Here is a 20,813-nt window from a genome sequence, read left to right on the forward strand (position 1 = left end):
AAAATGAAATCGATCAAGTACTTGTCGAAACAGGGCGCGCTGGTGGCGCTGGCTGCGCTGTGCGTCGCGGGCGGCCTGTCGGCGGCCGCGCCGGCCCAGGCGGAGTCACTGACCGGCATCGTGAAGGCGGTCAAGTTCGACGACATCGACGACATCGCGAAGCAGCTGAAGGGCGGGCTCGACCCGAACACGACCGACGACAAGGGCGATCCGCTCCTCGTGATCGCGGCGCGCGAGAAGTCCGACAAGGTCGCCGCGGCGCTCGCGGCGGCCCCGAACGTCGACCTCGAGAAGACCGACGCGGCGGGCGAGAATGCGCTGATGCTGGCCTCGCTGAACGGCGACCTGGGCCTCGCGAAGCTGCTGATCGACAAGGGCGCGGAAGTCAGCAAGAAGGGTTGGACCGCGCTGCATTACGCGGCCACCAACGGCCAGGACGCCGTCGTCAGGCTGCTGCTCGACAAGTCCGCGTACATCGACGCCGGCTCGCCGAACGGCACCACGCCGCTGATGATGGCCGCGCGCGGCAACCATGCGAGCACGGTCACGCTGCTGCTCGACCAGGGCGCCGATCCGGCGCTGAAGAACCAGCTTGGCATCAGCGCGCTCGACTTCGCGCAGCACTACAAGGCGCCCGACGCGATCGAGATTCTGTCGAAGCGCACCGTGCGGATCGGCGCGGGAACGCCGGGCGATGCGCAAAAAAGTGCAAAATGACGGTTTTCGGCGCGGCGTCAGGCCGCGCCGTCCGTAGTAGCGGCGGCTCCCGACGCCGCCTTGACATAAGGAACCCCCAATGTTGCGGGCTATGTTTTGCGCCGCCGCGCTCGCCGTGCCGTTGACGGCGGCTGCCTTTACCGGCGGCGATCTCGACAAGCTGTGCGCGAAGACCGACGTGAAGTCGCGGGCCTCGTGCGCGGCCTATATCGAAGGCGCGGCGGATGGCGTCTACAACACGATCGACGCGATCGGCGGCACGACCGGGCCGCGCGTCGGCCAGTATTTCTGCCTGCCGCCCGACATCAAGGCGCAGCAGATGACCGATGCGGTGCGCAAGTACATCGCGGAGAATCCGAAGCTCGCCGACTACAACGCGAGCACCGCGGTGTCGCTCGGGCTCGGCAAGGCGTTTCCCTGCCGGGCCAACTGAGCTTCAGGGCCGGCGCGGCCGGCCCTTGTCCGACGCGCGGGGCGCGCGCCCCGTCCCCCTGATCCCGCCACGGCGCTCATGATCACGCTAGACGACCTGCGGCGCATCGCCGATGCGCCGCTCCATTCCTGGCCCGGCACGTTGCTGACCTCGCTGCTCGCGGTGCTCGTCGCCGCGGCCGTGCACGGGCTCGGCGCGCGCGTCGTGCGGCGCGTCGCGCGGCCGTATCCGATCACGAGCGCGGTGGTGCGGTATATCGACAAGCCGTCGCTCGTCGTGCTCGCGTTCCTCGCGCTCGAATTCCTCTGGCTGCAGGTCGCCGATGCGCTGCCGTTCGCGGGCGGGCTGCGCACCTTCGCGGCGGTCGGGCTGATCGGCGCGCTGACCTGGCTGCTGGTGCGCGTCGCGGCGGCCGTCGCCGAGGCGATCGTCCAGGCCCATCCACTCGACACGCCCGACAACCTGCAGGCGCGCCGCATCCACACGCAGGCCCGGGTGCTCGCGCGCACCGTGATGGTGGTCATCGTGATCGTCGGCGTGGGCGCCGCGCTGATGACGTTTCCGAACGTCCGCCAGGTGGGGGCGAGCCTGCTCGCCTCGGCGGGCGTGGCCGGGCTCGTCGCCGGCATCGCGGCGCGGCCGGTGCTCGGCAACCTGATCGCGGGCCTGCAGATCGCGCTGTCGCAGCCGATCCGGCTCGACGACGTGGTCGTGATCCAGGGCGAGTGGGGCCGCATCGAGGAGATCACCGGCACCTACGTGTCGGTGCGCCTGTGGGACCAGCGGCGGCTCGTCGTGCCGCTGCAGTGGTTCATCGAGAATCCGTTCGCGAACTGGACCCGCAACAGCGCGGAGATCATCGGCACCGTGTTCCTGTTCGTCGACTACCGGTTGCCGCTCGCGCCCGTGCGCGCCGAGCTGGCGCGGCTCGTCGCCGCCGCGCCCGAATGGGACGGCCGCGTGCAGGTGCTGCAGGTCACCGACGCGACCGAGCGCGCGATGCAGCTGCGCGCGCTCGTCAGCGCGCGCGACTCGTCGCTGGCCTGGGACCTGCGCTGCCGGGTGCGCGAAGGCCTGATCGCGTTCATCCAGGAACACTATCCCGACTGCCTGCCGCGCACCCGCGCGGAGCTGTTCCCGCACGCGGCGACCGACGCGCGCGACGCCGCGCCGACCGGCCAGCCGGCGGCGCCGTCGGCCGCGAGCACGGCGGCCCGCACGGCCGCGGATCCGACCGCATCCGAACCTTCCGCCGCGCCGCGCTGACGCGCGCCGGTCCACGCCTCTCGCCCAGGACGCCATGTCGCCGCTTTCCGTTCTCGCCATCGCCAACTACCGCTCGCTGCGCGAACTGATCGTGCCGCTCGCCGGGCTCAACGTGATCACCGGCCCGAACGGCAGCGGCAAGTCGAGCGTCTACCGCGCGCTGCGCCTGCTTGCCGACACCGCGCAGGGGCGCGTGATTCCATCGCTCGCGCGCGAAGGCGGGCTGCCGTCGACGCTGTGGGCGGGGCCGGAGCGCTTCACGCGCGGCATGCTGGCGGGCGACGAGCCCGTGCAGGGGACGACGCGCCGGGACCCGGTGAATCTCAGGCTCGGCTTCGCGAGCGAGGATTTCGGCTATGCGATCGACCTCGGCCTGCCTGTGCCGGGTCAGACGGAATTCAATTTCGATCCGGTGGTGAAGCGCGAATGCATCTGGAACGGGGCGGTGCCGCGCCCGTCGTCGCTGCTGGTCGACCGGCACGGCGCGCTGATCCGCGCGCGCGACGCCGCCGGCGCCTGGCGCAGCGTGCCGCAGCCGGTCGCGAGCTTCGACTCGATGCTGACCGAGTTCGTCGATCCGACCAGCGCGCCCGAGATGATCTCGGTGCGCGAGCGGATCCGCTCGTGGCGCTTCTACGACCATTTCCGCACCGACGCGGCTGCCCCGGCGCGCCTGTCGCACATCGGCACGCACACGCCGGTGCTCGCGGACGACGGCACGGATCTCGCCGCGGCGCTGCAGACGATCCGCGAGATCGGCGATCGCGAGGCGCTCGCCGCGACCATCGACGACGCGTTTCCGGGCGCCGCGGTCGACATCGACAACCCCGGCGGGCGCGGCCGCTTCGAGGTGCTGATGCGGCAGCCCGGCCTGTTGCGGCCCCTGGCGGCGGCGGAGCTGTCCGACGGCACGCTGCGCTACCTGTTGCTCGCCGCGGCGCTGCTGACGCCGCGCCCGCCCGCGCTGATGGTGCTGAACGAACCGGAGACGAGCCTGCATCCGGACCTGCTGCCGGCGCTCGGCCGCCTGATCGCGCGCGCGGCCGAGCGCTCGCAGGTGATCGTTGTGTCGCATGCGGCGCGCCTGATCGCGACGCTCGAGCGCGAACCGGGCAGCCACTCGCTGGTGCTGGAAAAGGAGCTGGGCGCGACCCGGCTCGCCGACGTCGACGCATTCGACCGGCCGCCGTGGAAGTGGCCGACGCGCTGAACGGCGGCCCCGGCGCGCCCGCGCCCGATGTATCCTCGCTGTAACAAACCCCAGGAAATGCAAGTGCGGCGGCGAGCGGCCCCGCACTCGATACAATAACGAGATATTCCAGCCGGTCCGGCCGTCATGGCCGCACAGCCGGCGGCCTCAGGAGATCACGCCCATGAGAATTGCCCAGATCGCGCCGTTGACGGAATCGGTGCCGCCCAAGCTGTACGGCGGCACGGAGCGCGTGGTGTCGTACATCACCGAGGCGCTCGTCGACCTCGGCCACGACGTGACGCTGTTCGCGAGCGGCGATTCACAGACCCGCGCGAAGCTGGAGGCCGTGTGGCCGCGCGCGCTGCGGCTCGACGTGTCGATCCGCGACCGGATCGCGCCGCACATGCTGCTGATGGAAACGGTGGCGCGGCGCGCGAAGGATTTCGACGTGCTGCACTTCCACATGGATTACTACTCGTTCTCGGTGTTCAACCGGCAGGACACGCCGTTCGTGACGACCCTGCACGGCCGCCTCGATCTGCCGGAGCAGCAGCCGGTGTTCGACACCTTCGATACGGCGCCGGTGATCTCGATCTCGAACGCGCAGCGCCAGCCGCTGCCGCAGGCGAAGTGGCTGACGACCGTGTATCACGGGCTGCCGGAGACGCTGTACACGCCGCAGCCCGTCGAGCAGAAATACCTCGCGTTCCTGGGCCGGATCTCGCCCGAGAAGCGCGTCGACACCGCGATCCGCATTGCGCAGCGCTGCGGCATGCCGATCCGCATCGCCGCCAAGATCGATTCGGCGGACGAGGAATACTTCGAACGCCAGATCAAGCCGCTGTTCGCGTTGCCGCATGTCGAATTCATCGGCGAGATCGCCGATCACCAGAAGGCGGAATTCCTGTCGGGCGCGCATGCGCTGCTGTTCCCGATCGACTGGCCGGAGCCGTTCGGCCTCGTGATGATCGAGGCGATGGCGTGCGGCACGCCGGTGATCGCGTTCAATCGCGGCGCGGTGCCGGAGGTGCTGGAGGAAGGCTTGACGGGTTTCATCGTCGAGGACGAGATCGGTGCGGTGGCGGCCGTGAACCGGCTGGACACGCTGTCGCGCGAGCGGGTGCGCGCGCGTTTCGAGTCGCGCTTCACGTCGCGGCGGATGGCGCAGGAATACGTCGACGTGTACCAGTCGATGATCCGCGCGCAGAAACGGGCGCGCTTCAAGGTGATCGATTCCGCGTCCTGAGCCGCGCAAAAAAACGGCGATGCAGGTGCATCGCCGGGCAAGGCGGCGGCGCGCCCCGGCACGGGGCGCGCGGCGCTCAGATCGCGAGCTTCGAGATCTTGGTGCCGTTGATCGACACGTCGCCCATCAGGCCGGCGTTGGTGAGCACGATCACCTCGACGGGGGCCGTCGCGGTGGTGGTGTCGATCGCGCCGTTCGCGCCCATCTTCACGAGCGCCACCGAAGCGTCGCCGCCTGCCGACCAGCCTTCCGAATTGCGGAATTTGTCGAACGCGTCCTGCGTCATGAACAGGAACACGATGGCCTTCGACTGCGCGCCGGCCTGCAGGCCGACCGACACCGACGACGTGTTGTAGTAGCCGATGGTGCTGCCGCCCACGCGCAGCGCGCCGTTGCCGGACTGGCCGCCGATGATGAGGCCGGCCTGGATCACGTCGGGGAACACCAGCACGCCGCGCGCCTTGCCGGCCAGCTCGCGCGAGCCCGGCACGGTCGAGTACAGGCGCGACAGCGTCGCATCGACGCTCGCATCGATCGCCTGACGCTTCGACGCGTTGGTCGCGGCGCTAGCGGGCTTGTCCGGCGTGGTCGTGCAGCCGGCGAGCGCGAGGCTGCCGACAAGGAGGGCGGTGGCGGCTTTCAATACGAGATTCCGTTTCTGCATCGTCGTTCTCCATCGTTAGTCGTTCAGAGTGATTTCCGTGCTGCCGGAGCGTCACGTCAGACGTTATATCACAGCGGCTTACGAAGGCATTTCGGCGGCCCGCGTTCGGGCATCGTTCGTGTTGCGAAGCATCGACCCGGCGCGTCAATGCGAAACGGGGGGCTTGATGGGCGGGCGCCGCAGCGCACGGCGGATCAGCGCGATCACGACGCCGCATGCGAACAGAAACGCGGCAGGCACGATCCAGTAGCCGACGAATGCATGCCATAGATAGCCGAACAGCGTGCTGCGGCGCAGCGTGAACTCGTCGCGGGCTTCCTGCTGGCGCGCCGCGTTCGCGGTCAGCACCTCGGCCGGGCAGCCGGCGGCGCGCGCCTCGTCGGGCTCGCCGCGGCAGCGCGCGGCCAAGCCCGCCGCGCGCTGCGCGTCGGTCAGTTGCCAGGTGGTCAGTGCCTGCTGGAGGTCGGCGTAGTTATAGGCCATTTCCTCGCGAATCTCCCGAACCGCGACGATCGCGACGGGCACGGCCCAAAACACGATCACGATCAGCCAGCGCCTGAACCAGCGGTGTTGTCTCCATGCCATCCTCTTGCCTCTCCGTTTGATGCGGGTTGAGGGGCGGCCCGATGGCGCTTCTTGTTCGTGGGGAGGGCCGCGTAGCAGCCATCATAGAAGAAAACGCGGCGAATCGCCGCAGTTGGATCAAGGCTTCGTCAGCTTGCTTCGACGCGCCCAAAAAAATGCCGCGTCCGTCGAAACGGCCCGCGGCATTGTGGCGGCGCGCGCGGTGTCAGGCGGCCGGCTGACTCGACAGGCAACTCTTCATGAACGCCTTGCGATCGTCGCCCATCTTGCCTGCCGCATCCTTGTTGCAGGCCTTCATCTTGTCTTGCTGGCTCATCTTCTTCTTGGCCGACAGGCAGTCCTTCATGAACGCCTTGCGCTCGTCGCCCGACTTTCCGGCTGCTTGCGCGTTGCACGCCTTCATCTTGTCCTGCTGGTTGTTTTGGGCGAAGGCCGGCGAAGCCAGCATGCCGCCGACGAGCAGTGCAGCCATGAGCGATCGGATTTTCATTGGACACTCCCAGTGGGTGAATTGCATGTTCTGTGACATGACCGCCCCCGCGCGAAGTGCATGGGGTGCGGTTTGCATTATGGCAAATCATCTTAAAAACAACAAAACGCTGATCGAAAAAGCCACGTCCGGCATTTCCCTCGCAAACGTACAGATTTGAACATCTTTAACACGCAAACGATTGGCACGACGGTATCGCGCGCCAAGCCGCGCGGCCGGGCGGGCGGATGCCGCTCGCGCAGGGTTGAGGGGAGCCGGGCGACGGGTTATAACCTCGCTGCGCGGTGGTTGCACCTCTCTTTTTTGAGATATTGCGGAAGGGGAAGCAGCGAGCGTTCGTCCGCGTACTGTGTAGAGCAGCGATGCCGTCGTGAAATGGCATCGATACCAAGATGGCGCCGCGGTTGCGCGGCGCCTGGCCAACGTTCGTTACGCGGCGGGGATGCATCGCACGCGGCGATTTCACGCTGTCCGGCCGGTACGCGGGATGGCAGGTTGTTGACTGATGTTGTCGTTCGATCAGATACGCGCGTCGTGTGGGGAACCATGCGCCTGCCGGCATCGCGCACCGGCACATCACTGGGCGCGTGCGGGCGGCGCGGGCCGGGCGTCGGCGCGCGTGCGCCGGGACCGGTTGCGACGCGCCGCGCCTGCCGCCGCCCGGGCGGGCGCGGTGCGGGCCGCCTTCGGCAGAGGGGCCCCGCATGGCTGAGTCGATCTCGACCGAGCTGGGCGCGCCGCATGCACGCGGCGGCATCGCAGGCTGGTTCGCGCCGGTCCGGCGCGGCTCCGCGGTGATGCTGGAGACCCTGTTCGCGACGCTCGCGCTCGTGATGGTGGGCCATTTGCGCAGCCCCGGCGATCCCTTGCAGGCGCATGCCGACTTTCCCTGGCTGTGGTTCGCGCCGGCGGTGTTCGCGCTGCGCCGCGGCACGCTGGCGGGCGTCGGCAGCGCGGGCCTGATGGTGCTGGCCGCGCTGTGCTTCGGCGACGGGCGCGTGGCCGCGGCCTTTCCTTCCGCCGCTTTCTTTCTGGTCAGTTGCGCGCTGACGCTGGTGGCCGGACAGTTCGGCGACCTGTGGGCGTCGCGCGCGCGGCAGGCGCGCGCGGCGCGCGTCGATCGCGCGGAGCGTCAGTCGGTGCGGACCAAGCATGCGTTCCTGCTGCGCCTGTCGCACGAACGGCTCGAACAGGACGGCGTGGCGCGCCCCGCGACCTTGCGCGAGGCGTTCACGCGCTTGCGCGCGCTCGCGCTCGACGATGCGCCCGCGGCAGCCTCCGCGCCCTTGCCGGGCGCTGCGCGCTTTCTCGATACAGTCGCGCAGGCCTGCCGGCTCGAACGCGCGGCGCTGTACGCCTGGCGCGACGGCGTGCTGGGCCGCACGCCGATGGCGGCGATCGGCGAGTCCTTCGAGTTCGATCCGGCCGCGCCGCTCGCGCACGAGGCGCTGGAGTCCGGCAAGCTCGCGCGCTCCCAGCCGGGCGCGCGCTCGCGTCACTTCGCCTGCGCGCCGCTCATCGACGCGACGGGCGCGCCGGTCGGCGTGCTCGTGATCGAACACATGCCGTTCCTCGCGCAGACGCGCGACAACCTGCAGTTCCTGCTGACGATGTGCGGCTACTACGCGGACGGGCTGCGCCACGCGCCGCTGACGCGCGCGCTGCGCGACGCGTGCCCGTACGATTTCGCGCTCGATTACGCACGGCTCACGCGGCTGCACGACACGACCGGGATCGAATCGTCGCTCGTCGCGCTGGTGTTCGAGCGCAGCCGGGTCGGCCGCATGTGCCGCGAGCATGTGCTGCGGATGCGCCGTTCGCTCGATGCGCAATGGTTGCGCCCGGGCGGAGCGGGCGACATGGTGCTCACGTTGATGCCGCTGACGGGGGGCGGCACGATGGACGGCTATCTGATCCGGATGGAGGAGAGCCTGCGCGTGCAACTGGGCGTGTCGTATGCCGACGCGCGCATCCGGGTCGCGACCACGCGGGTCGGCGGCGGGGAGCCGATCGAGATGCTGCGCGCCTTTCTCGCGCAGTGCGATGAATTGAGCGTCGCGCCGAGCCGTGCATTGAGTTGAGCGTCGTGTGATCTGTTCGGACGTCGCGTCTCGATCCGCGAGTGGCGCGCGCCGGCGTCGAGCGGGGCGGCCGAGGGTGCAGCCGCGCGGGACAGTGCACGGAGTTGCGTGTCGTATGGTCTGTTCCGGGCGCCGCGCCCCGATTTGCGAGCGGCGCGCGTCGGGCGGCCGCGAGAGGAGGCGCGCGGGACTATGCACCGCGTTGAGTGTCATGTGGCCTGTTCCGGACCGGACGTCGCGCCTCGATCCGCGAGTGGCGCGCGTTGGCGTTGGGCGGGGCGGCCGAGGGCGCGGCCGCGCGGGGCTACGCGCCGAATTGAGCGCCGCATGGTCTGTTCCGGGCGTCGGCCCCCGGCACGTCGGCAGTGCAGGCCGGCGCAGAGCCGGGCGGCCCCGGGTGGAACCGCGCAGGTCGCGCGCGTCGGCCCGAACCGCGCGACATTGCAGGAAACCGGGCCGCAGCCAGTACAATCGCGGCCATGAACGCATCCACACCGAATTCCCCTTCCTCCCCGTCCGGGCGCGCCTTGCCGCGCATCGCAGTGCTCGCCACCGGCGGTACGATCGCGGGCGCCGCGCCCGACGCCGCGCGCACGGCCGGCTACCAGGCGGGCGCACTGGGCGTCGCGTACCTGCTCGACGCGGTGCCGGCGCTCGCGCAGGTCGCCCGGATCGAGGGCGAGCAGATCGCGAGCATCGACAGCAAGGATCTCGCGCTGCCGCTCTGGACCGCGCTCGCCGAACGGATCAACGCGCTGCTCGTGGACGAGTCGGTCGACGGCGTCGTCGTCACGCACGGCACCGACACGCTCGAAGAAACGGCCTATCTGCTGCACCTGACCGTGAAGAGCGAGAAACCCGTGGTGCTGACCGCCGCGATGCGGCCCGCGACCGCGTTGTCGTCGGACGGTCCGCTGAACCTGTTGAATGCGGTCGCGGTGGCCGGCAGCGAGGCCGCGCGCGGACAGGGCGTGCTCGTTGCGTTCAACAACAAGATTCACTGCGCGCGCGATGTGGTCAAGACGAGCACCTATGCAGTCGACGCGTTCCACACGCCGGACCTGGGCGCGCTGGGCTGGGTGCAGGACGGCCGCATCGAGTTCGCGCGCCGCGCGACGCGGCCGCATACGCTCGCCGCGCGCTTCGCGGCGCCGGCCGAGTGGCCGCGCGTCGAGGTGGTGACGAGCTACGCGGGCGTGTCGCGGCTCGCGGTCGACGCATGCGTGGCGGCCGGCGCGCGCGGCCTCGTCGTCGCGGGCACCGGCAACGGCTCGCTCCATGCGGAATTGCAGGCCGGGCTCGCGGAGGCGGCCGCGCGCGGCATCGCGGTGGTGCGCGCATCGCGGGTGGGGGCCGGCCACGTGATGCGCAACGGCGCGGCGAACGACGACGCGCTCGGGTTCGTCAGCGCGGGCTCGTTGAATCCGTTCAAGGCGCGCGTACTGCTGATGCTTGCGCTCGCGCACGGTGTAAGCGGTGCGGCCGACCTGCAGCAGGTGTTCGACACGTATTGAGCGCGGCATCGCGCGCAGAAAAAAAGCGAACCCGCGGGTTCGCTTTTTTTTCGGCTGCCGCGGCTCAGTCCTGCGGCGGAATCACGAGCTTCTGGCCCGGATAGATCTTGTCCGGGCTCGACAGCATCGGACGGTTGGCCTGGAAGATCACGTCGTTCTTCGCACCGTTGCCGTAGTACTTCTCGGCGATCTTCCACAGGTTGTCGCCGGACACGACGTCGTGATACTGCACTTGCGGATCGTCCGGCTGCAGGTCGTCGTCGTTGACGCCCGCGACGCCTTGCACGTTGCCGGCCGCGACCTTGACCTTGGCCTTGGTGTCGAGATCGCCGACGCTGCCCGACAGCGTGACGGTGCGCGACGCGCCGTCGAAGGCGACTTGCAGGTTCGAGGTGTCGAGGCCCTGCGCGGCGATGTAGTTCTTGATGGCGTCGGCCGCGGTCTGGTTGGCGGAGGCCGGATCGCTCGCGGCCTGCTCGTCGCTCTTGCCGAGCAGCTTCTCACCCGCTTCCTTGATAAACGAAAGAAGACCCATCGCAACACTCCTTCAGGTGGTTGATAAAAAACGCGCCGTGAAGTGGCGAAAAAAACACCGCGACGAGCGCGGTGACTTTTTCGAAAGGCGTGGCGAAAGTGTAGGCGTTCGCGCGCGAAATTGCATGATAAATCCCACGCGCGAACGTCAAGAAATGTAATAAGCCAGGCAGGCGTGAGATCCGACAGACGGACACCCGACGATGACGTCTGACCGACCAAGGCTTCCCCGGCATCGCCGGGTGCCGCTGCGGACCCCACCAGCCGCTCTCAGCCCAGAGCGGCCTTAAATGCCCGCCGCATGCTTGCGCACGCGACGGGCGCCCCACATGCCGGCGCGCCTCGCGCGCCGGGCTGTCATGCGACCTTGGCGTCGCGCTGCGGCTCGGCTATTTCGTAGTTCGACATGATCTCGAGCGCGCGCACGATGGCGGAATGATCCCAGCTGCGGCCGCCGTGCGCGGCGCATACGCTGAACAGCTGCTGCGCGCTCGCCGTGTGCGGCAGTGCGACGCCGAGGCGGCGCGCGCCGTCGAGCGCGAGGTTCAGATCCTTCTGGTGCAGCTCGATGCGGAAACCCGGATCGAAGGTGCGCTTTGTCATCCGTTCGCCATGCAGTTCGAGTATGCGCGACGCCGCGAAGCCGCCCATCAGCGCCTGCCGCACACGTTCCGGATCGGCGCCCGAGCGCGCGGCGAACAACAGCGCTTCGGCGACCGCCTCGAGGTTGAGCGCGACGATGATCTGGTTCGCGACCTTGGTGGTCTGGCCCGCGCCGTTGTTGCCGATCAGCGAGATGTTCCTGCCCATCAGTTCGAACAGCGGACGGGCGCGGTCGAACGCGCGCTGCGGGCCGCCGACCATGATCGTCAGCGTGGCGTCGCGCGCGCCGACTTCGCCGCCCGACACCGGCGCGTCGAGGTAGTCGCAGCCGAGCGCGTTGATCTCCTTGGCGAAGGCCTGGGTGTCGAGCGGCGAGATCGAGCTCATGTCGATCACGAGCTTGCCGGCGGACAGGCCCTTCGCGACGCCGTCGTCGGCGAACAGCGCGTTGCGCACGTCGGGGGTGTCCGGGACGATCGAGATGATCACGTCGGCGGCTTGCGCGACCGCGGTCGAGTGCGCGACGACCTGCGCGGCTGCGCGCAGGTCGTCCGGCACCGGATAGGCGCCGTTGACGACGAGCCGATGGCCGCCCTTGAGCAGGTTGCGCGCCATGTGCGCGCCCATGATGCCGAGTCCGATGAAGCCGATCGTGGTTGCCATGTGTTGTCTCCTGGTTGGGCAGGGGGAGGATGCGGGGCGCGGCTCAGGCGAGCGCGCGCGCGGCGGCCGCGTCGAGGCCGGCGACGTCGCGCAGCCAGCCGAGGCCGTCGACGGTCGTCGTGCGCGGCTTGTACTCGCAGCCGATGTAGCCGTCGTAGCCGAGCGAGTCGAGCAGCGCGAACAGGTACGCGTAGTTGATCTCGCCCGTGCCCGGCTCGTGGCGGCCCGGATTGTCGGCGAGCTGGATGTGCGCGATCGACGCGAGGTGCCGGCGCAGCGTCGCCGCGAGTTCGCCCTCCATCCGTTGCATGTGGTAGATGTCGTACTGCAGGAACAGGTTGTCGGAACCGACCGCGCGGATCACGTCGAGCGCCTCCGCCGAACGGTTCAGCGCGAAGCCGGGAATATCGTAGGCGTTGCACGGCTCGACCAGCAGCCGGATGCCTTCGCGCTTGAGCGCGGCGGCGGCGAAGCGCAGGTTCTCGACGATCGTCACGAGCGTCGTGTCGCGCGCGGCGCCCGCGGCCGGGATGCCGACCAGGCAGTTCAACTGCGGCACGCCGAGCGCCTTCGCATAGTCGAGCGCGCGCCCGACGCCGTCCTGGAATTCGCCGACGCGGTCGGGCAGGCAGGCGATCCCGCGCTCGCCCTGGTCCCAGTTGCCGGCGGGCAGGTTGTGCAGCACGAGACGCAGGTGGTGGCGCGCGAGCTGCTCGGCCAGCTCCTCTTTCGCATAGGGATACGGGAACAGGAACTCGACGGCGTCGAAGCCCGCTTCCGCGGCCGCCTGGAAGCGGTCGAGGAACGGCGTCTCGTTGAACAGCATGGTCAGGTTGGCGGCGAATTTCGGCATGGTGCGAGGAATCTCCAGGGTCGGTCAGGCAGGAAGCGGCCGGATGGCCTCAGTCGAGCAGGGTGATCGCGGTCGGGGCGTGCTCGGGCTTGTCCGCGAGATCCTCGAACTCGTTGATCGCGTCGATCTCGGCGCCCATCGAAATGTTCGTCACGCGTTCGAGAATCACCTCGACGATCACCGGCACGTTGAACTCGGCGAGCATCGCCTGCGCCCGGCGCAGCGCCGGCGCGAGGTCGTCCGGCTTGAACACGCGCAGCGCCTTGCAGCCGAGGCCCTCCGCGACGGCGACGTGATCGACGCCGTAGCCGTTCACTTCGGGCGCGTTGATGTTGTCGAACGCGAGCTGCACGCAGTAGTCCATGTCGAACGCGCGCTGCGCCTGGCGGATCAGGCCGAGATACGAGTTGTTGACCACCACGTGCACGTACGGCAGCTTGAACTGCGCGCCCGCGGCCAACTCTTCGATCATGAACTGGAAGTCGTAGTCGCCGGACAGCGCGACGATCGGCCGGGCCGGATCGGCCGCGCGCACGCCGAGCGCGGCGGGGATGGTCCAGCCGAGCGGGCCGGCCTGGCCGCAGTTGATCCAGTTGCGCGCCTTGTACACGTGCAGGAACTGCGCGCCCGCGATCTGCGACAGGCCGATCGTGCTCACGTAGCAGGTGTCGCGGCCGAACACCCGGTTCATTTCCTCGTAGACGCGCTGCGGCTTGATCGGCACGTTGTCGAAGTGGGTCTTGCGCTGCAGGGTGCGCTTGCGCGCCTGGCAGTCGTCGACCCAGGCGCTGCGGTCCTTGAGTCGGCCCGCCTCGCGCCATTCGCGCGCCACCGCGACGAACAGCTCGAGCGCGGCCTTCGCGTCCGACACGATGCCGAGGTCCGGGCCGAACACGCGGCCGATCTGGGTCGGCTCGATGTCGACGTGCACGAACTTGCGACCCTTGGTGTACACCTCGATGCTGCCGGTATGGCGGTTGGCCCAGCGATTGCCGATGCCGAGCACGAAGTCGGAGGCGAGCAGCGTCGCGTTGCCGTAGCGGTGCGCGGTTTGCAGGCCGACCATGCCGGCCATCAGCGGATGGTCGTCGGGAATCGCGCCCCACGACATCAGCGTCGGAATCACGGGCACGCCGACCGTTTCGGCGAAGCTCACGAGCAGGTCCTCGGCCGCCGCGTTCAGCACGCCGCCGCCCGAGACGATCAGCGGCCGCTCGGCCTCGTTGAGCAGCGTGAGCGCGGCCTCGATCTGCACGCGCGTCGCGGCGGGCTTGTAGAGCGGCAGCGGCGAGTAGGTGTCGATGTCGAACTCGATCTCGGCGAGCTGGACGTCGATCGGCAGGTCGATCAGCACCGGCCCGGGGCGGCCCGAGCGCATCAGGTGGAAGGCCTGCTGGAACACGCGCGGCACCAGCGCCGGTTCGCGCACGGTGACCGCCCACTTGGTCACGGGCTTGGCGATCGACTCGATGTCGACGGCCTGGAAGTCTTCCTTGTAGAGGCGCGCGCGCGGCGCCTGGCCGGTGATCGCGAGGATCGGAATCGAATCGGCGGACGCCGAATACAGCCCCGTGATCATGTCGGTGCCGGCCGGGCCCGAGGTGCCGATGCACACGCCGATATTGCCGGGCGCGGCCCGCGTATATCCCTCGGCCATGTGCGACGCGCCCTCCACGTGGCGCGCGAGCACGTGGCTGATGCCGCCCGAGCGGCGCAGCGCCGAGTAGAACGGGTTGATCGCCGCGCCCGGCACGCCGAAGGCGGTCTGGATGCCTTCCTTTTCGAGCACGAGCACGGCGGCGTCGACGGCTCTCATCTTGGCCATGGGATGTCTCCTTGATTAGCGGATGCTGGATGTGGGGCAACTTTAGGGCTGACTAAAAGCTTTGATAAGATCCGGTCGAGTCGCTTATTTCGAGACTAAAAGTATGGAATGGCGGCCGGCACGCACCGCGTGGGCCGGCGCCGGAGGAGACACGGCATGGATCGCTTCAAGCAGATCGAGACTTTCGTGCGGGTGGCCGATGCGGGCAGCCTGGCCGCGGCGGCGCTGGAGGAGGGCGTGTCGCCCGTCGTGCTCGGGCGGCGCATCGACGCGCTCGAGAAGCGGCTGGGCGTCAAGCTCATGTACCGCTCGACGCGGCGGCTGGTGATCAGCGAGGAGGGCGGCGCCTTTCTCGAACGGTGCCGCGGGCTGCTCGGCGAATGGGAGCAGGCGGAGAACGAGCTGGCCGCCGGGCGGCGCGCGGTGAGTGGGCACCTGATCGTATCGGCGCCCGCCGCGTTCGGCCGCAAGCACGTCGCGCCGCTCGCGCCCGCGTTCGCGGCCGACAAACCGGGACTGCAGCTGTCGTTCAATCTCACCGACCGCGTGGTCGATCTGGTCCGCGAAGGCTACGACCTGTCGATCCGGATCGGCGGCGCGGTGGATCCGAACTTCGTCGCGGTGAAGCTCGCGTCGAACCGGCGCGTGGTGTGCGGCACGCCCGAGTACTTCCGCCGGCATGGCCGGCCCAGAACGCTCGACGATCTGCTCGCGCACAATTGCCTCGCGTTCAACCTGCAAGGCGGCCAGAACCGCGGCTGGTACTTCCGGCGCAACGGCAAGCTGGTGACGATGCGGGTGGCGGGCACGCTCGACTGCAACGACGGCGAACTGCTGCACCTCTGGGTGTCCGAAGGGCTCGGGCTCGGCTGGCGCTCGACCTGGGAGATCGCGCGCCAGCTCGAGCGCGGCGAGCTGGAGACCGTGCTCGACGAGTTCGCGCTGCCCGACTACGACATCCTGGCCGTCTATCCGCAGCAGCGCTACGTGCCGGCGCGGGTGCGCTACTTCATCGACTATCTGCGCGACGTTTACGCGCGGCCCGGATACTGGAGCGGCGCGGCCTGAGCGCGTGGCGCGGCGGCTTGCGCCGGCCGTGCGCGCCGGTCGCCGACGTCGCGCGGCGGCCCGGTTCGGGATGGGGCCCGTTCATGTGACGCGCTCAGCCGACGACGATCGTGCCGTTCATCGTCTCGTGGCCGGAGCCGCAGAAGATGTCGCACAGGAACTCGACCGTGCCGGCCGCGCCGGCTTGCGCGGCCACCTTGACGACCGAGCCGGGCGGCACGTCGGCGCGCACGCCGAACTCGGGGATCGAGAAGCCCATCACGGTGTCCAGCGCGGTCAGCGCGAAGATCACGGTTTCGTGCGGCGCGAGCGTGATGCGGTTCGGCGTGAACACGAAGCGCCGCGCGCTGACCGTGATCACGCGCGGCCCGGCCGCGCGCACGCCGAGGCCGCCGAGCGCGGCGGCGGCGCCGGCGACGCCGAGCAGCCAGCGGCGGCGCGAGGCGGAGGGCGGCGTGCGGCGGTCGAGGGAAGGAAGGCGGGGCATATCGGTTCTCCTCATGTCATGAATGGTCGCCGGATGCGCCGGCGTCGATCGGCCGCTCGGTCAGCGCGAACGCGCCGGGCGCGTCGCCGACCCGCGCGTCGCGCCAGCCGAGCCCGCGATACGGCGCGGCGGGGTCCCACGGCACCGGCAGACGCTTGGCCTGCGAGCCGGGCGCGGGCAGCGGGAACATCAGCGAGCGGGCCGAGTGATGCGCGATATGGCCCGTCATCGTATGCAGCGCCTGATGGATGTGCCCGTAGAACACGGTGACGTTGGAATAGGGCATCAGCAGGTCCAGCACCTGCGCGCCGTCGCGCGTCGCCCAATCCCATTGCGGCGCGAGGTCGAACAGCGGGCGGTGCGTGAAGAGCACGATCCGCGCATCCTTCGGCTGGCGCGCGAGATCGTCGGCGAGCCAGGCGCGCTGCGCGTCTCCGACCCGGCCGGCCGGATCGGAGACGTTGTCGAGCGTGATGAAGTGCACGCCCTTGTGATCGAACGTGTAGTGCGTGTCGCCGAAGTGCTCGCGGTAGGCGGCGCCGTTGTCGAGGCTCGCGTCGTGCTCGCCGGGCATCAGGTGCAGCGGCTTCGCGTCGAGGCGCGCGATGATCGACTGGAACCCGCGCATGCGGGCGTGGCGTTCGTCGACATCGTCGGTCGTATGCGTGAGGTCGCCCGTGAAGATCACGAAGTCGGGCGCGACGGGCAGCGCGTTGACCGCGGCCACGGCCTTCGGCAGCGTGCCCTTCGCATCGGGGTTGATGGCCGGCCCCTCGAATCCCCAGTGCGAGTCGGACAGTTGGACGAAGAAGAAATCGGCGTCGCGGGCGGCGCTCCAGCCGGGCAGCGCCGACGCGAACGCGGCGCCCGCGCCGCAGGCGGCGAGGCGAAGAAAATCGCGCCGTCCGACGGCGCGGGATGAGGGGGACATGGCGGCTCCTGGTGACGGGACGGATACCTGTCAAACCGCCGGGCCGCGCCGCTTATTCCAGATTTATTTTTCACCGGCGCGGGGGGCGGGCGGGAATAAACTGGCCGCTTGACCGGTAGGTGAGGCAACGGGGCGCGCGGCGCGCAGGACGCGCTGCGCCGGGCGACGGCATCGGCGTGACGAACTAGGGGGGCGACACGTGGACGAACATGGCCGGAACGGCGGCACCGGGGCGTCGGGCGATGCGGCGGCGCGCAGCCTGCGATTCCAGCAGCTGGCGCTGCCGCATCTCGATGCGGCCTACAACCTCGCGCGCTGGCTGTGCGGCAACGCATCGGATGCCGAGGACGTGGTTCAGGAGGCCTGCCTGCGCGCGTACCGTTTCTTCGACGCCTTTCATGGCGACAGCGCGCGGGCCTGGCTGCTGACGATCGTGCGGCGCACCTGGTACACGGAATGGCGACGGCGCGCGCAGGCGCGCGAGACGGCGGCGCTGGCCGAGGCGGAGGGCGAGCTGGACGCGGCCGAGCCCGACGGCTGGGACGTGGGGGCGGATCCACAGGCCTTGCTGATCCGCGCGGAGGATGCGCGCCGCGTGCACGAGGCGCTCGCGCGGCTGCCGGCCGAGTACCGCGAGGTGCTCGTGCTGCGTGAAATGGAGGACCTGAGCTATCGCGAGATCGCGGCGATCGCGGACGTGCCGCTCGGCACCGTGATGTCGCGGCTCGCCCGGGCCCGGCGCCGGCTCGCGACGCTGCTGGCGGCGCAGCGGGGCAGCGTGCCGGCGGGGGCGTCCGTGGCGGCGGAGGAAGCGAAACCGGAGGCTGGCGATGAACTGTGAGGACGCGCGTCCGCTGCTCGATGCGGACCTTGACCGTGAACTGTCGCCGTCCGACGTGCTGCGGGTCGGACGGCATCTCGACGGCTGCGCCGAGTGTCGACGCGTGCGCGCGACGCTGGCGGCGGCCGGCCGCGCGGTGCGTCAGGCGGATTACCACCGCGCGCCGGAGGCGTTGCGGGCGCGCATCGTGGCGGGGTTGCCGCTAGTTGCGGCGGCGGGGGCGGCTGGCGCGATGGGGGCGGCAGGTACGGCAGGTACGGCAGGTACGGCAGGTACGGCAGGTACGGCAGGTACGGCAGGTACGGCAGGTACGGCAAGTACGGCAAGTACGGCAAGTACGGCAGGTACGGCAGGTACGGCAGGCACGGCAGGCACGGCCGATGCGGCCGATTCGGCCGATGCGGCGAAGCCTCCGCTGTCGCGCCCCGGGTGGCGTGCACGCTGGTTCGGCCAGGGCGGCGCAGCGAACGGCGGATCCGCGGGCCCCGCTCGCGGCCGCGCGTACGCGGCGCCCGGCGTCGGCTGGCTGGGCGGTTTCGCGCTGGCGCTGGCCGTGGCGGTGGCCGTGACCGCGCTCAACGCCCGCCGCGGCGACACGGCCGCGCAGGTCGACGAACTGGTCGCGAGCCATGTGCGCGCGGGGCTGTCCGGGCGCGACATCGACGTGATCTCGACCGATCAGCATACGGTCAAGCCCTGGTTCAACGGCCGGCTCGACTATGCGCCGCCCGTCGTCGATCTGGCGGCGGACGGCTTCGCGCTGGTGGGCGGCCGTCTCGACTACGTGGCGCACCGGCGGGTGGCGGTGCTGATCTACCGCTACCGCAAGCATGTGATCGACGTGTACGTGCTGCCCGGCGCGACCACGCCGTTCGTGACCGTCGACCAGGGCTACGCGCTCGCGCGCTGGCCGGCCGCCGGCATGACCTGGTGGGCGGTGACCGATGCCGAGGCGCCCGCGCTGGCGGCATTCCGGACGGCGCTCGCGACGCGGCTGCCCGCGCGCGCGGAATGACCGGGGCCGGATCATCCGGCGGCCCGACATGGACGGGAAAGAGGGGCGCAGGCGCTTCAGGCGGGACGAAAAACGGGCCAAGTAGTTGAAAACACGGTCGATTTGCAGTGCCGGCCACTGGAAAACCTTGCATGCGGACTGCCGGCGGGTTACACTCTCTGGCTTCTCACTTGCCACACCGGTTCAGACGCCCGGGTGGCTTTAATCCACAAGGAGTGTGTAATGCGTCATTACGAAATCGTATTCATCGTGCACCCCGATCAGAGCGAGCAAGTGCCCGCGATGATCGAGCGTTACAAGACCACGATCACCTCGCACGGCGGCCAGATCCACCGTGTCGAAGACTGGGGCCGTCGCCAACTGGCCTACATGATCGAGAAACTCGCGAAGGCTCACTACGTCTGCATGAACATCGAGTGCGACCAGGCGACGCTCGACGAACTCGAACACGCGTTCAAGTTCAACGACGCCGTGCTGCGTCACCTCATCGTCAAGATGAAGAAGGCCGAAACCGGCCCGTCGCCGATGATGAAGGAAGTTCAGCGCGAAGAAGCCAAGAAGGCGGCTGCAGCTCAGCCGACCGAAGCGCAGGCTTAAGTTTTAGTCATTAAGCCATCAAGGAGCGCGTACCCGACGTGAACAGGCTGCAACTGACGGCGAGCGTCGTCGAGCGAGAACCGCTGCGGTATACCCCCGCCGGCGTTCCGATCGCGAGCTGTACGTTGCAACACCGCACGGAGGTCGTCGAAGCAGGTGTCGCGCGGCAGGTCGAGTTGACCATGCCGGCCGTGGCGGCAGGCGAGGCGAGCGGCAGGCTGGAACGCTGCGCGATGGGCGTCGAGACGCTCTTCAGCGGTTTCCTGGCGAAGAAAAGCCGCAACGCGAGAACCTTGGTGTTTCACATCACATCATTGCAGGACATTGGAAAGGACTGAATCATGCCCCGCCCGACTGGTAAGAAATTCGACAAGCGTCGTCAGCAACAAAACCCGCTCTTCAAGCGTAAGAAGTTCTGCCGTTTCACGGCAGCCGGCGTCGAGCAGATCGACTACAAGGACACGGAAACGCTGAAGGACTTCATCGGCGAGAACGGCAAGATCACGCCGGCGCGTCTGACGGGCACCAAGGCCCACTATCAGCGTCAGCTGGACACGGCCATCAAGCGCGCGCGCTTCCTCGCGCTGATGCCGTACACCGACCAGCACAAGGCGTAATCAGGCGACGCGATAAGGAGAATTCGAATGCAAATCATTCTGTTGGAAAAAGTCGCCAATCTGGGCAACCTCGGTGACATCGTCAAGGTCAAGGACGGCTACGCCCGCAACTTCCTGATCCCGAACCGCAAGGCTCGCCGTGCAACGAAGGACGCGATCGCCGAATTCGAAGTCCGCCGCGCGGAACTCGAAAAGGTCGCCGCCGAGAAGCTGGTCGCGGCGCAGGGCGTCGGCGAAAAGCTGAACGGCCAATCGTTCCAGATCACGCAGAAGTCGGGCGTCGACGGCCGTCTGTTCGGCTCGGTCACGAACGGCGACATCGCCGAACTGCTGAAGAAGGCAGGTTACGACGTCGAGAAGGCGCAAGTGCGTCTGCCGGAAGGCCCGCTGAAGATGGTGGGCGAGCACTCGGTTCAAGTGGCGCTGCACACCGACGTCGTGGTCGATATCACGGTTGCCGTGGTTGGCGATCACGCGTAAGGCGTACAATGCTTTCGGACGGCCGGCAGGCTGTCCATAAAAAAGGGCAGGAGCCCGGGCAACCGGGTCCTGCCTTTTTTGTCGTCTGGAGAAGACGACGCCGCGCTGGCG

Annotated in this window: 23 protein-coding genes; 14 read left to right on the forward strand and 9 right to left on the reverse strand. The window is 69.0% G+C overall.

All coding sequences use genetic code 11. The features are described 5' to 3' along the window. The first annotated feature begins 3 nt into the window (after positions 1–3). The 5 genes from AC1RQF_RS13465 (at position 4) to AC1RQF_RS13485 (ending at position 4,854) form a co-directional block, all read left to right on the forward strand. A complete protein-coding gene (locus AC1RQF_RS13465) occupies positions 4–717 on the forward strand; it encodes an ankyrin repeat domain-containing protein (protein WP_492872233.1) in 714 nt (237 codons plus the stop codon). 79 nt (positions 718–796) lie between these two features. After that, positions 797–1,150 (forward strand): Rap1a/Tai family immunity protein, encoded by a 354-nt coding sequence (locus AC1RQF_RS13470; protein ID WP_252987698.1) that lies wholly within the window; start codon positions 797–799, stop codon positions 1,148–1,150. 78 nt (positions 1,151–1,228) lie between these two features. Then, positions 1,229–2,416 (forward strand): mechanosensitive ion channel family protein, encoded by a 1,188-nt coding sequence (locus AC1RQF_RS13475; RefSeq protein WP_492872234.1) that lies wholly within the window; start codon positions 1,229–1,231, stop codon positions 2,414–2,416. Positions 2,417–2,450: 34 nt separating this feature from the next. Then, a complete protein-coding gene (locus AC1RQF_RS13480) occupies positions 2,451–3,626 on the forward strand; it encodes an AAA family ATPase (protein ID WP_274002689.1) in 1,176 nt (391 codons plus the stop codon). A gap of 163 nt (positions 3,627–3,789) precedes the next feature. Further along, positions 3,790–4,854 carry a glycosyltransferase family 4 protein gene (locus AC1RQF_RS13485; protein WP_274002691.1) on the forward strand — a complete coding sequence of 355 codons (1,065 nt, stop codon included), beginning with the start codon at positions 3,790–3,792 and terminating at the stop codon, positions 4,852–4,854. A gap of 76 nt (positions 4,855–4,930) precedes the next feature. Here the strand turns inward: AC1RQF_RS13485 and AC1RQF_RS13490 are convergent, their stop codons facing one another. The 3 genes from AC1RQF_RS13490 to AC1RQF_RS13500 form a co-directional block, all read right to left on the reverse strand. After that, positions 4,931–5,518: a BPSL1445 family SYLF domain-containing lipoprotein gene (locus AC1RQF_RS13490; protein ID WP_274002692.1), complete on the reverse strand. Its 588-nt coding sequence runs from the start codon at positions 5,516–5,518 to the stop codon at positions 4,931–4,933. 144 nt (positions 5,519–5,662) lie between these two features. Continuing rightward, on the reverse strand, positions 5,663–6,103 hold the full coding sequence (locus AC1RQF_RS13495) for a hypothetical protein (protein ID WP_252987703.1): 441 nt from the start codon (positions 6,101–6,103) through the stop codon (positions 5,663–5,665). 205 nt (positions 6,104–6,308) lie between these two features. Beyond that, entirely contained in the window at positions 6,309–6,593 is a 285-nt protein-coding gene (locus tag AC1RQF_RS13500) for a PsiF family protein (RefSeq protein WP_274004289.1), read from the reverse strand. 704 nt (positions 6,594–7,297) lie between these two features. Here AC1RQF_RS13500 and AC1RQF_RS13505 point away from each other — a divergent pair. Further along, positions 7,298–8,674 (forward strand): PelD GGDEF domain-containing protein, encoded by a 1,377-nt coding sequence (locus AC1RQF_RS13505; RefSeq protein WP_492872235.1) that lies wholly within the window; start codon positions 7,298–7,300, stop codon positions 8,672–8,674. A gap of 479 nt (positions 8,675–9,153) precedes the next feature. Beyond that, the gene (locus AC1RQF_RS13510; protein ID WP_274002696.1) at positions 9,154–10,188 is read left to right on the forward strand and encodes an asparaginase; all 1,035 of its coding nucleotides are present in this window, start codon (positions 9,154–9,156) and stop codon (positions 10,186–10,188) included. A 64-nt stretch (positions 10,189–10,252) separates the two neighbouring features. Here AC1RQF_RS13510 and lysM read toward each other — a convergent pair whose 3' ends face one another. The 4 genes from lysM to gcl form a co-directional block, all read right to left on the reverse strand. Continuing rightward, complete coding sequence (gene lysM / locus AC1RQF_RS13515) at positions 10,253–10,723, reverse strand: peptidoglycan-binding protein LysM (RefSeq protein WP_252981911.1); 471 nt, start codon at positions 10,721–10,723, stop codon at positions 10,253–10,255. A 356-nt stretch (positions 10,724–11,079) separates the two neighbouring features. Beyond that, complete coding sequence (locus AC1RQF_RS13520; protein WP_492872236.1) at positions 11,080–11,988, reverse strand: 2-hydroxy-3-oxopropionate reductase; 909 nt, start codon at positions 11,986–11,988, stop codon at positions 11,080–11,082. A gap of 43 nt (positions 11,989–12,031) precedes the next feature. Next, positions 12,032–12,841 carry a hydroxypyruvate isomerase gene (hyi, locus tag AC1RQF_RS13525; RefSeq protein WP_274002700.1) on the reverse strand — a complete coding sequence of 270 codons (810 nt, stop codon included), beginning with the start codon at positions 12,839–12,841 and terminating at the stop codon, positions 12,032–12,034. 49 nt (positions 12,842–12,890) lie between these two features. Beyond that, entirely contained in the window at positions 12,891–14,666 is a 1,776-nt protein-coding gene (gene gcl / locus AC1RQF_RS13530) for a glyoxylate carboligase (RefSeq protein WP_274002701.1), read from the reverse strand. 156 nt (positions 14,667–14,822) lie between these two features. Between gcl and AC1RQF_RS13535 the strand changes: the two genes are divergently transcribed. Continuing rightward, on the forward strand, positions 14,823–15,734 hold the full coding sequence (locus tag AC1RQF_RS13535) for a substrate binding domain-containing protein (protein WP_492872237.1): 912 nt from the start codon (positions 14,823–14,825) through the stop codon (positions 15,732–15,734). 94 nt (positions 15,735–15,828) lie between these two features. Here AC1RQF_RS13535 and AC1RQF_RS13540 read toward each other — a convergent pair whose 3' ends face one another. Further along, complete coding sequence (locus tag AC1RQF_RS13540; protein ID WP_492872238.1) at positions 15,829–16,221, reverse strand: cupredoxin domain-containing protein; 393 nt, start codon at positions 16,219–16,221, stop codon at positions 15,829–15,831. A 16-nt stretch (positions 16,222–16,237) separates the two neighbouring features. Then, positions 16,238–17,152: a metallophosphoesterase family protein gene (locus tag AC1RQF_RS13545; RefSeq protein WP_492872239.1), complete on the reverse strand. Its 915-nt coding sequence runs from the start codon at positions 17,150–17,152 to the stop codon at positions 16,238–16,240. A gap of 199 nt (positions 17,153–17,351) precedes the next feature. On the opposite strand from AC1RQF_RS13545, the gene AC1RQF_RS13550 reads away from it, so the two are divergent. The 6 genes from AC1RQF_RS13550 to rplI all read left to right on the forward strand — a co-directional run bounded on the left by AC1RQF_RS13550 (position 17,352) and on the right by rplI (position 20,702). After that, a complete protein-coding gene (locus AC1RQF_RS13550; RefSeq protein ID WP_274002707.1) occupies positions 17,352–17,993 on the forward strand; it encodes an RNA polymerase sigma factor in 642 nt (213 codons plus the stop codon). Next, on the forward strand, positions 17,983–19,008 hold the full coding sequence (locus AC1RQF_RS13555) for an anti-sigma factor family protein (RefSeq protein ID WP_492872240.1): 1,026 nt from the start codon (positions 17,983–17,985) through the stop codon (positions 19,006–19,008). Before AC1RQF_RS13550 ends, AC1RQF_RS13555 begins: the two co-directional genes overlap by 11 nt. A gap of 222 nt (positions 19,009–19,230) precedes the next feature. Next, positions 19,231–19,605, forward strand: a complete 375-nt coding sequence (rpsF, locus tag AC1RQF_RS13560; protein WP_039221416.1) for a 30S ribosomal protein S6 — start codon at positions 19,231–19,233, stop codon at positions 19,603–19,605. A gap of 38 nt (positions 19,606–19,643) precedes the next feature. Then, positions 19,644–19,943: a primosomal replication protein N gene (priB, locus tag AC1RQF_RS13565; protein ID WP_274002712.1), complete on the forward strand. Its 300-nt coding sequence runs from the start codon at positions 19,644–19,646 to the stop codon at positions 19,941–19,943. Positions 19,944–19,946: 3 nt separating this feature from the next. Next, positions 19,947–20,222 (forward strand): 30S ribosomal protein S18, encoded by a 276-nt coding sequence (rpsR, locus tag AC1RQF_RS13570; protein ID WP_047900883.1) that lies wholly within the window; start codon positions 19,947–19,949, stop codon positions 20,220–20,222. A gap of 27 nt (positions 20,223–20,249) precedes the next feature. Then, positions 20,250–20,702, forward strand: a complete 453-nt coding sequence (rplI, locus tag AC1RQF_RS13575; protein WP_274002715.1) for a 50S ribosomal protein L9 — start codon at positions 20,250–20,252, stop codon at positions 20,700–20,702. Positions 20,703–20,813: the final 111 nt, after the last annotated feature.

It is taken from the genome of Burkholderia sp. GW821-FHT14F03 (assembly GCF_058803765.1).

Bases quoted from the DNA above. Each gene is read 5' to 3' on its own strand.
- AC1RQF_RS13465 (WP_492872233.1), top strand. From the start codon at position 4: ATGAAATCGATCAAGTACTTGTCGAAACAGGGCGCGCTGGTGGCGCTG.
- AC1RQF_RS13470 (WP_252987698.1), top strand. From the start codon at position 797: ATGTTGCGGGCTATGTTTTGCGCCGCCGCGCTCGCCGTGCCGTTGACG.
- AC1RQF_RS13475 (WP_492872234.1), top strand. From the start codon at position 1,229: ATGATCACGCTAGACGACCTGCGGCGCATCGCCGATGCGCCGCTCCAT.
- AC1RQF_RS13480 (WP_274002689.1), top strand. From the start codon at position 2,451: ATGTCGCCGCTTTCCGTTCTCGCCATCGCCAACTACCGCTCGCTGCGC.
- AC1RQF_RS13485 (WP_274002691.1), top strand. From the start codon at position 3,790: ATGAGAATTGCCCAGATCGCGCCGTTGACGGAATCGGTGCCGCCCAAG.
- AC1RQF_RS13490 (WP_274002692.1), bottom strand. From the start codon at position 5,518: ATGCAGAAACGGAATCTCGTATTGAAAGCCGCCACCGCCCTCCTTGTC.
- AC1RQF_RS13495 (WP_252987703.1), bottom strand. From the start codon at position 6,103: ATGGCATGGAGACAACACCGCTGGTTCAGGCGCTGGCTGATCGTGATC.
- AC1RQF_RS13500 (WP_274004289.1), bottom strand. From the start codon at position 6,593: ATGAAAATCCGATCGCTCATGGCTGCACTGCTCGTCGGCGGCATGCTG.
- AC1RQF_RS13505 (WP_492872235.1), top strand. From the start codon at position 7,298: ATGGCTGAGTCGATCTCGACCGAGCTGGGCGCGCCGCATGCACGCGGC.
- AC1RQF_RS13510 (WP_274002696.1), top strand. From the start codon at position 9,154: ATGAACGCATCCACACCGAATTCCCCTTCCTCCCCGTCCGGGCGCGCC.
- lysM (WP_252981911.1), bottom strand. From the start codon at position 10,723: ATGGGTCTTCTTTCGTTTATCAAGGAAGCGGGTGAGAAGCTGCTCGGC.
- AC1RQF_RS13520 (WP_492872236.1), bottom strand. From the start codon at position 11,988: ATGGCAACCACGATCGGCTTCATCGGACTCGGCATCATGGGCGCGCAC.
- hyi (WP_274002700.1), bottom strand. From the start codon at position 12,841: ATGCCGAAATTCGCCGCCAACCTGACCATGCTGTTCAACGAGACGCCG.
- gcl (WP_274002701.1), bottom strand. From the start codon at position 14,666: ATGGCCAAGATGAGAGCCGTCGACGCCGCCGTGCTCGTGCTCGAAAAG.
- AC1RQF_RS13535 (WP_492872237.1), top strand. From the start codon at position 14,823: ATGGATCGCTTCAAGCAGATCGAGACTTTCGTGCGGGTGGCCGATGCG.
- AC1RQF_RS13540 (WP_492872238.1), bottom strand. From the start codon at position 16,221: ATGCCCCGCCTTCCTTCCCTCGACCGCCGCACGCCGCCCTCCGCCTCG.
- AC1RQF_RS13545 (WP_492872239.1), bottom strand. From the start codon at position 17,152: ATGTCCCCCTCATCCCGCGCCGTCGGACGGCGCGATTTTCTTCGCCTC.
- AC1RQF_RS13555 (WP_492872240.1), top strand. From the start codon at position 17,983: ATGAACTGTGAGGACGCGCGTCCGCTGCTCGATGCGGACCTTGACCGT.
- rpsF (WP_039221416.1), top strand. From the start codon at position 19,231: ATGCGTCATTACGAAATCGTATTCATCGTGCACCCCGATCAGAGCGAG.
- rpsR (WP_047900883.1), top strand. From the start codon at position 19,947: ATGCCCCGCCCGACTGGTAAGAAATTCGACAAGCGTCGTCAGCAACAA.
- rplI (WP_274002715.1), top strand. From the start codon at position 20,250: ATGCAAATCATTCTGTTGGAAAAAGTCGCCAATCTGGGCAACCTCGGT.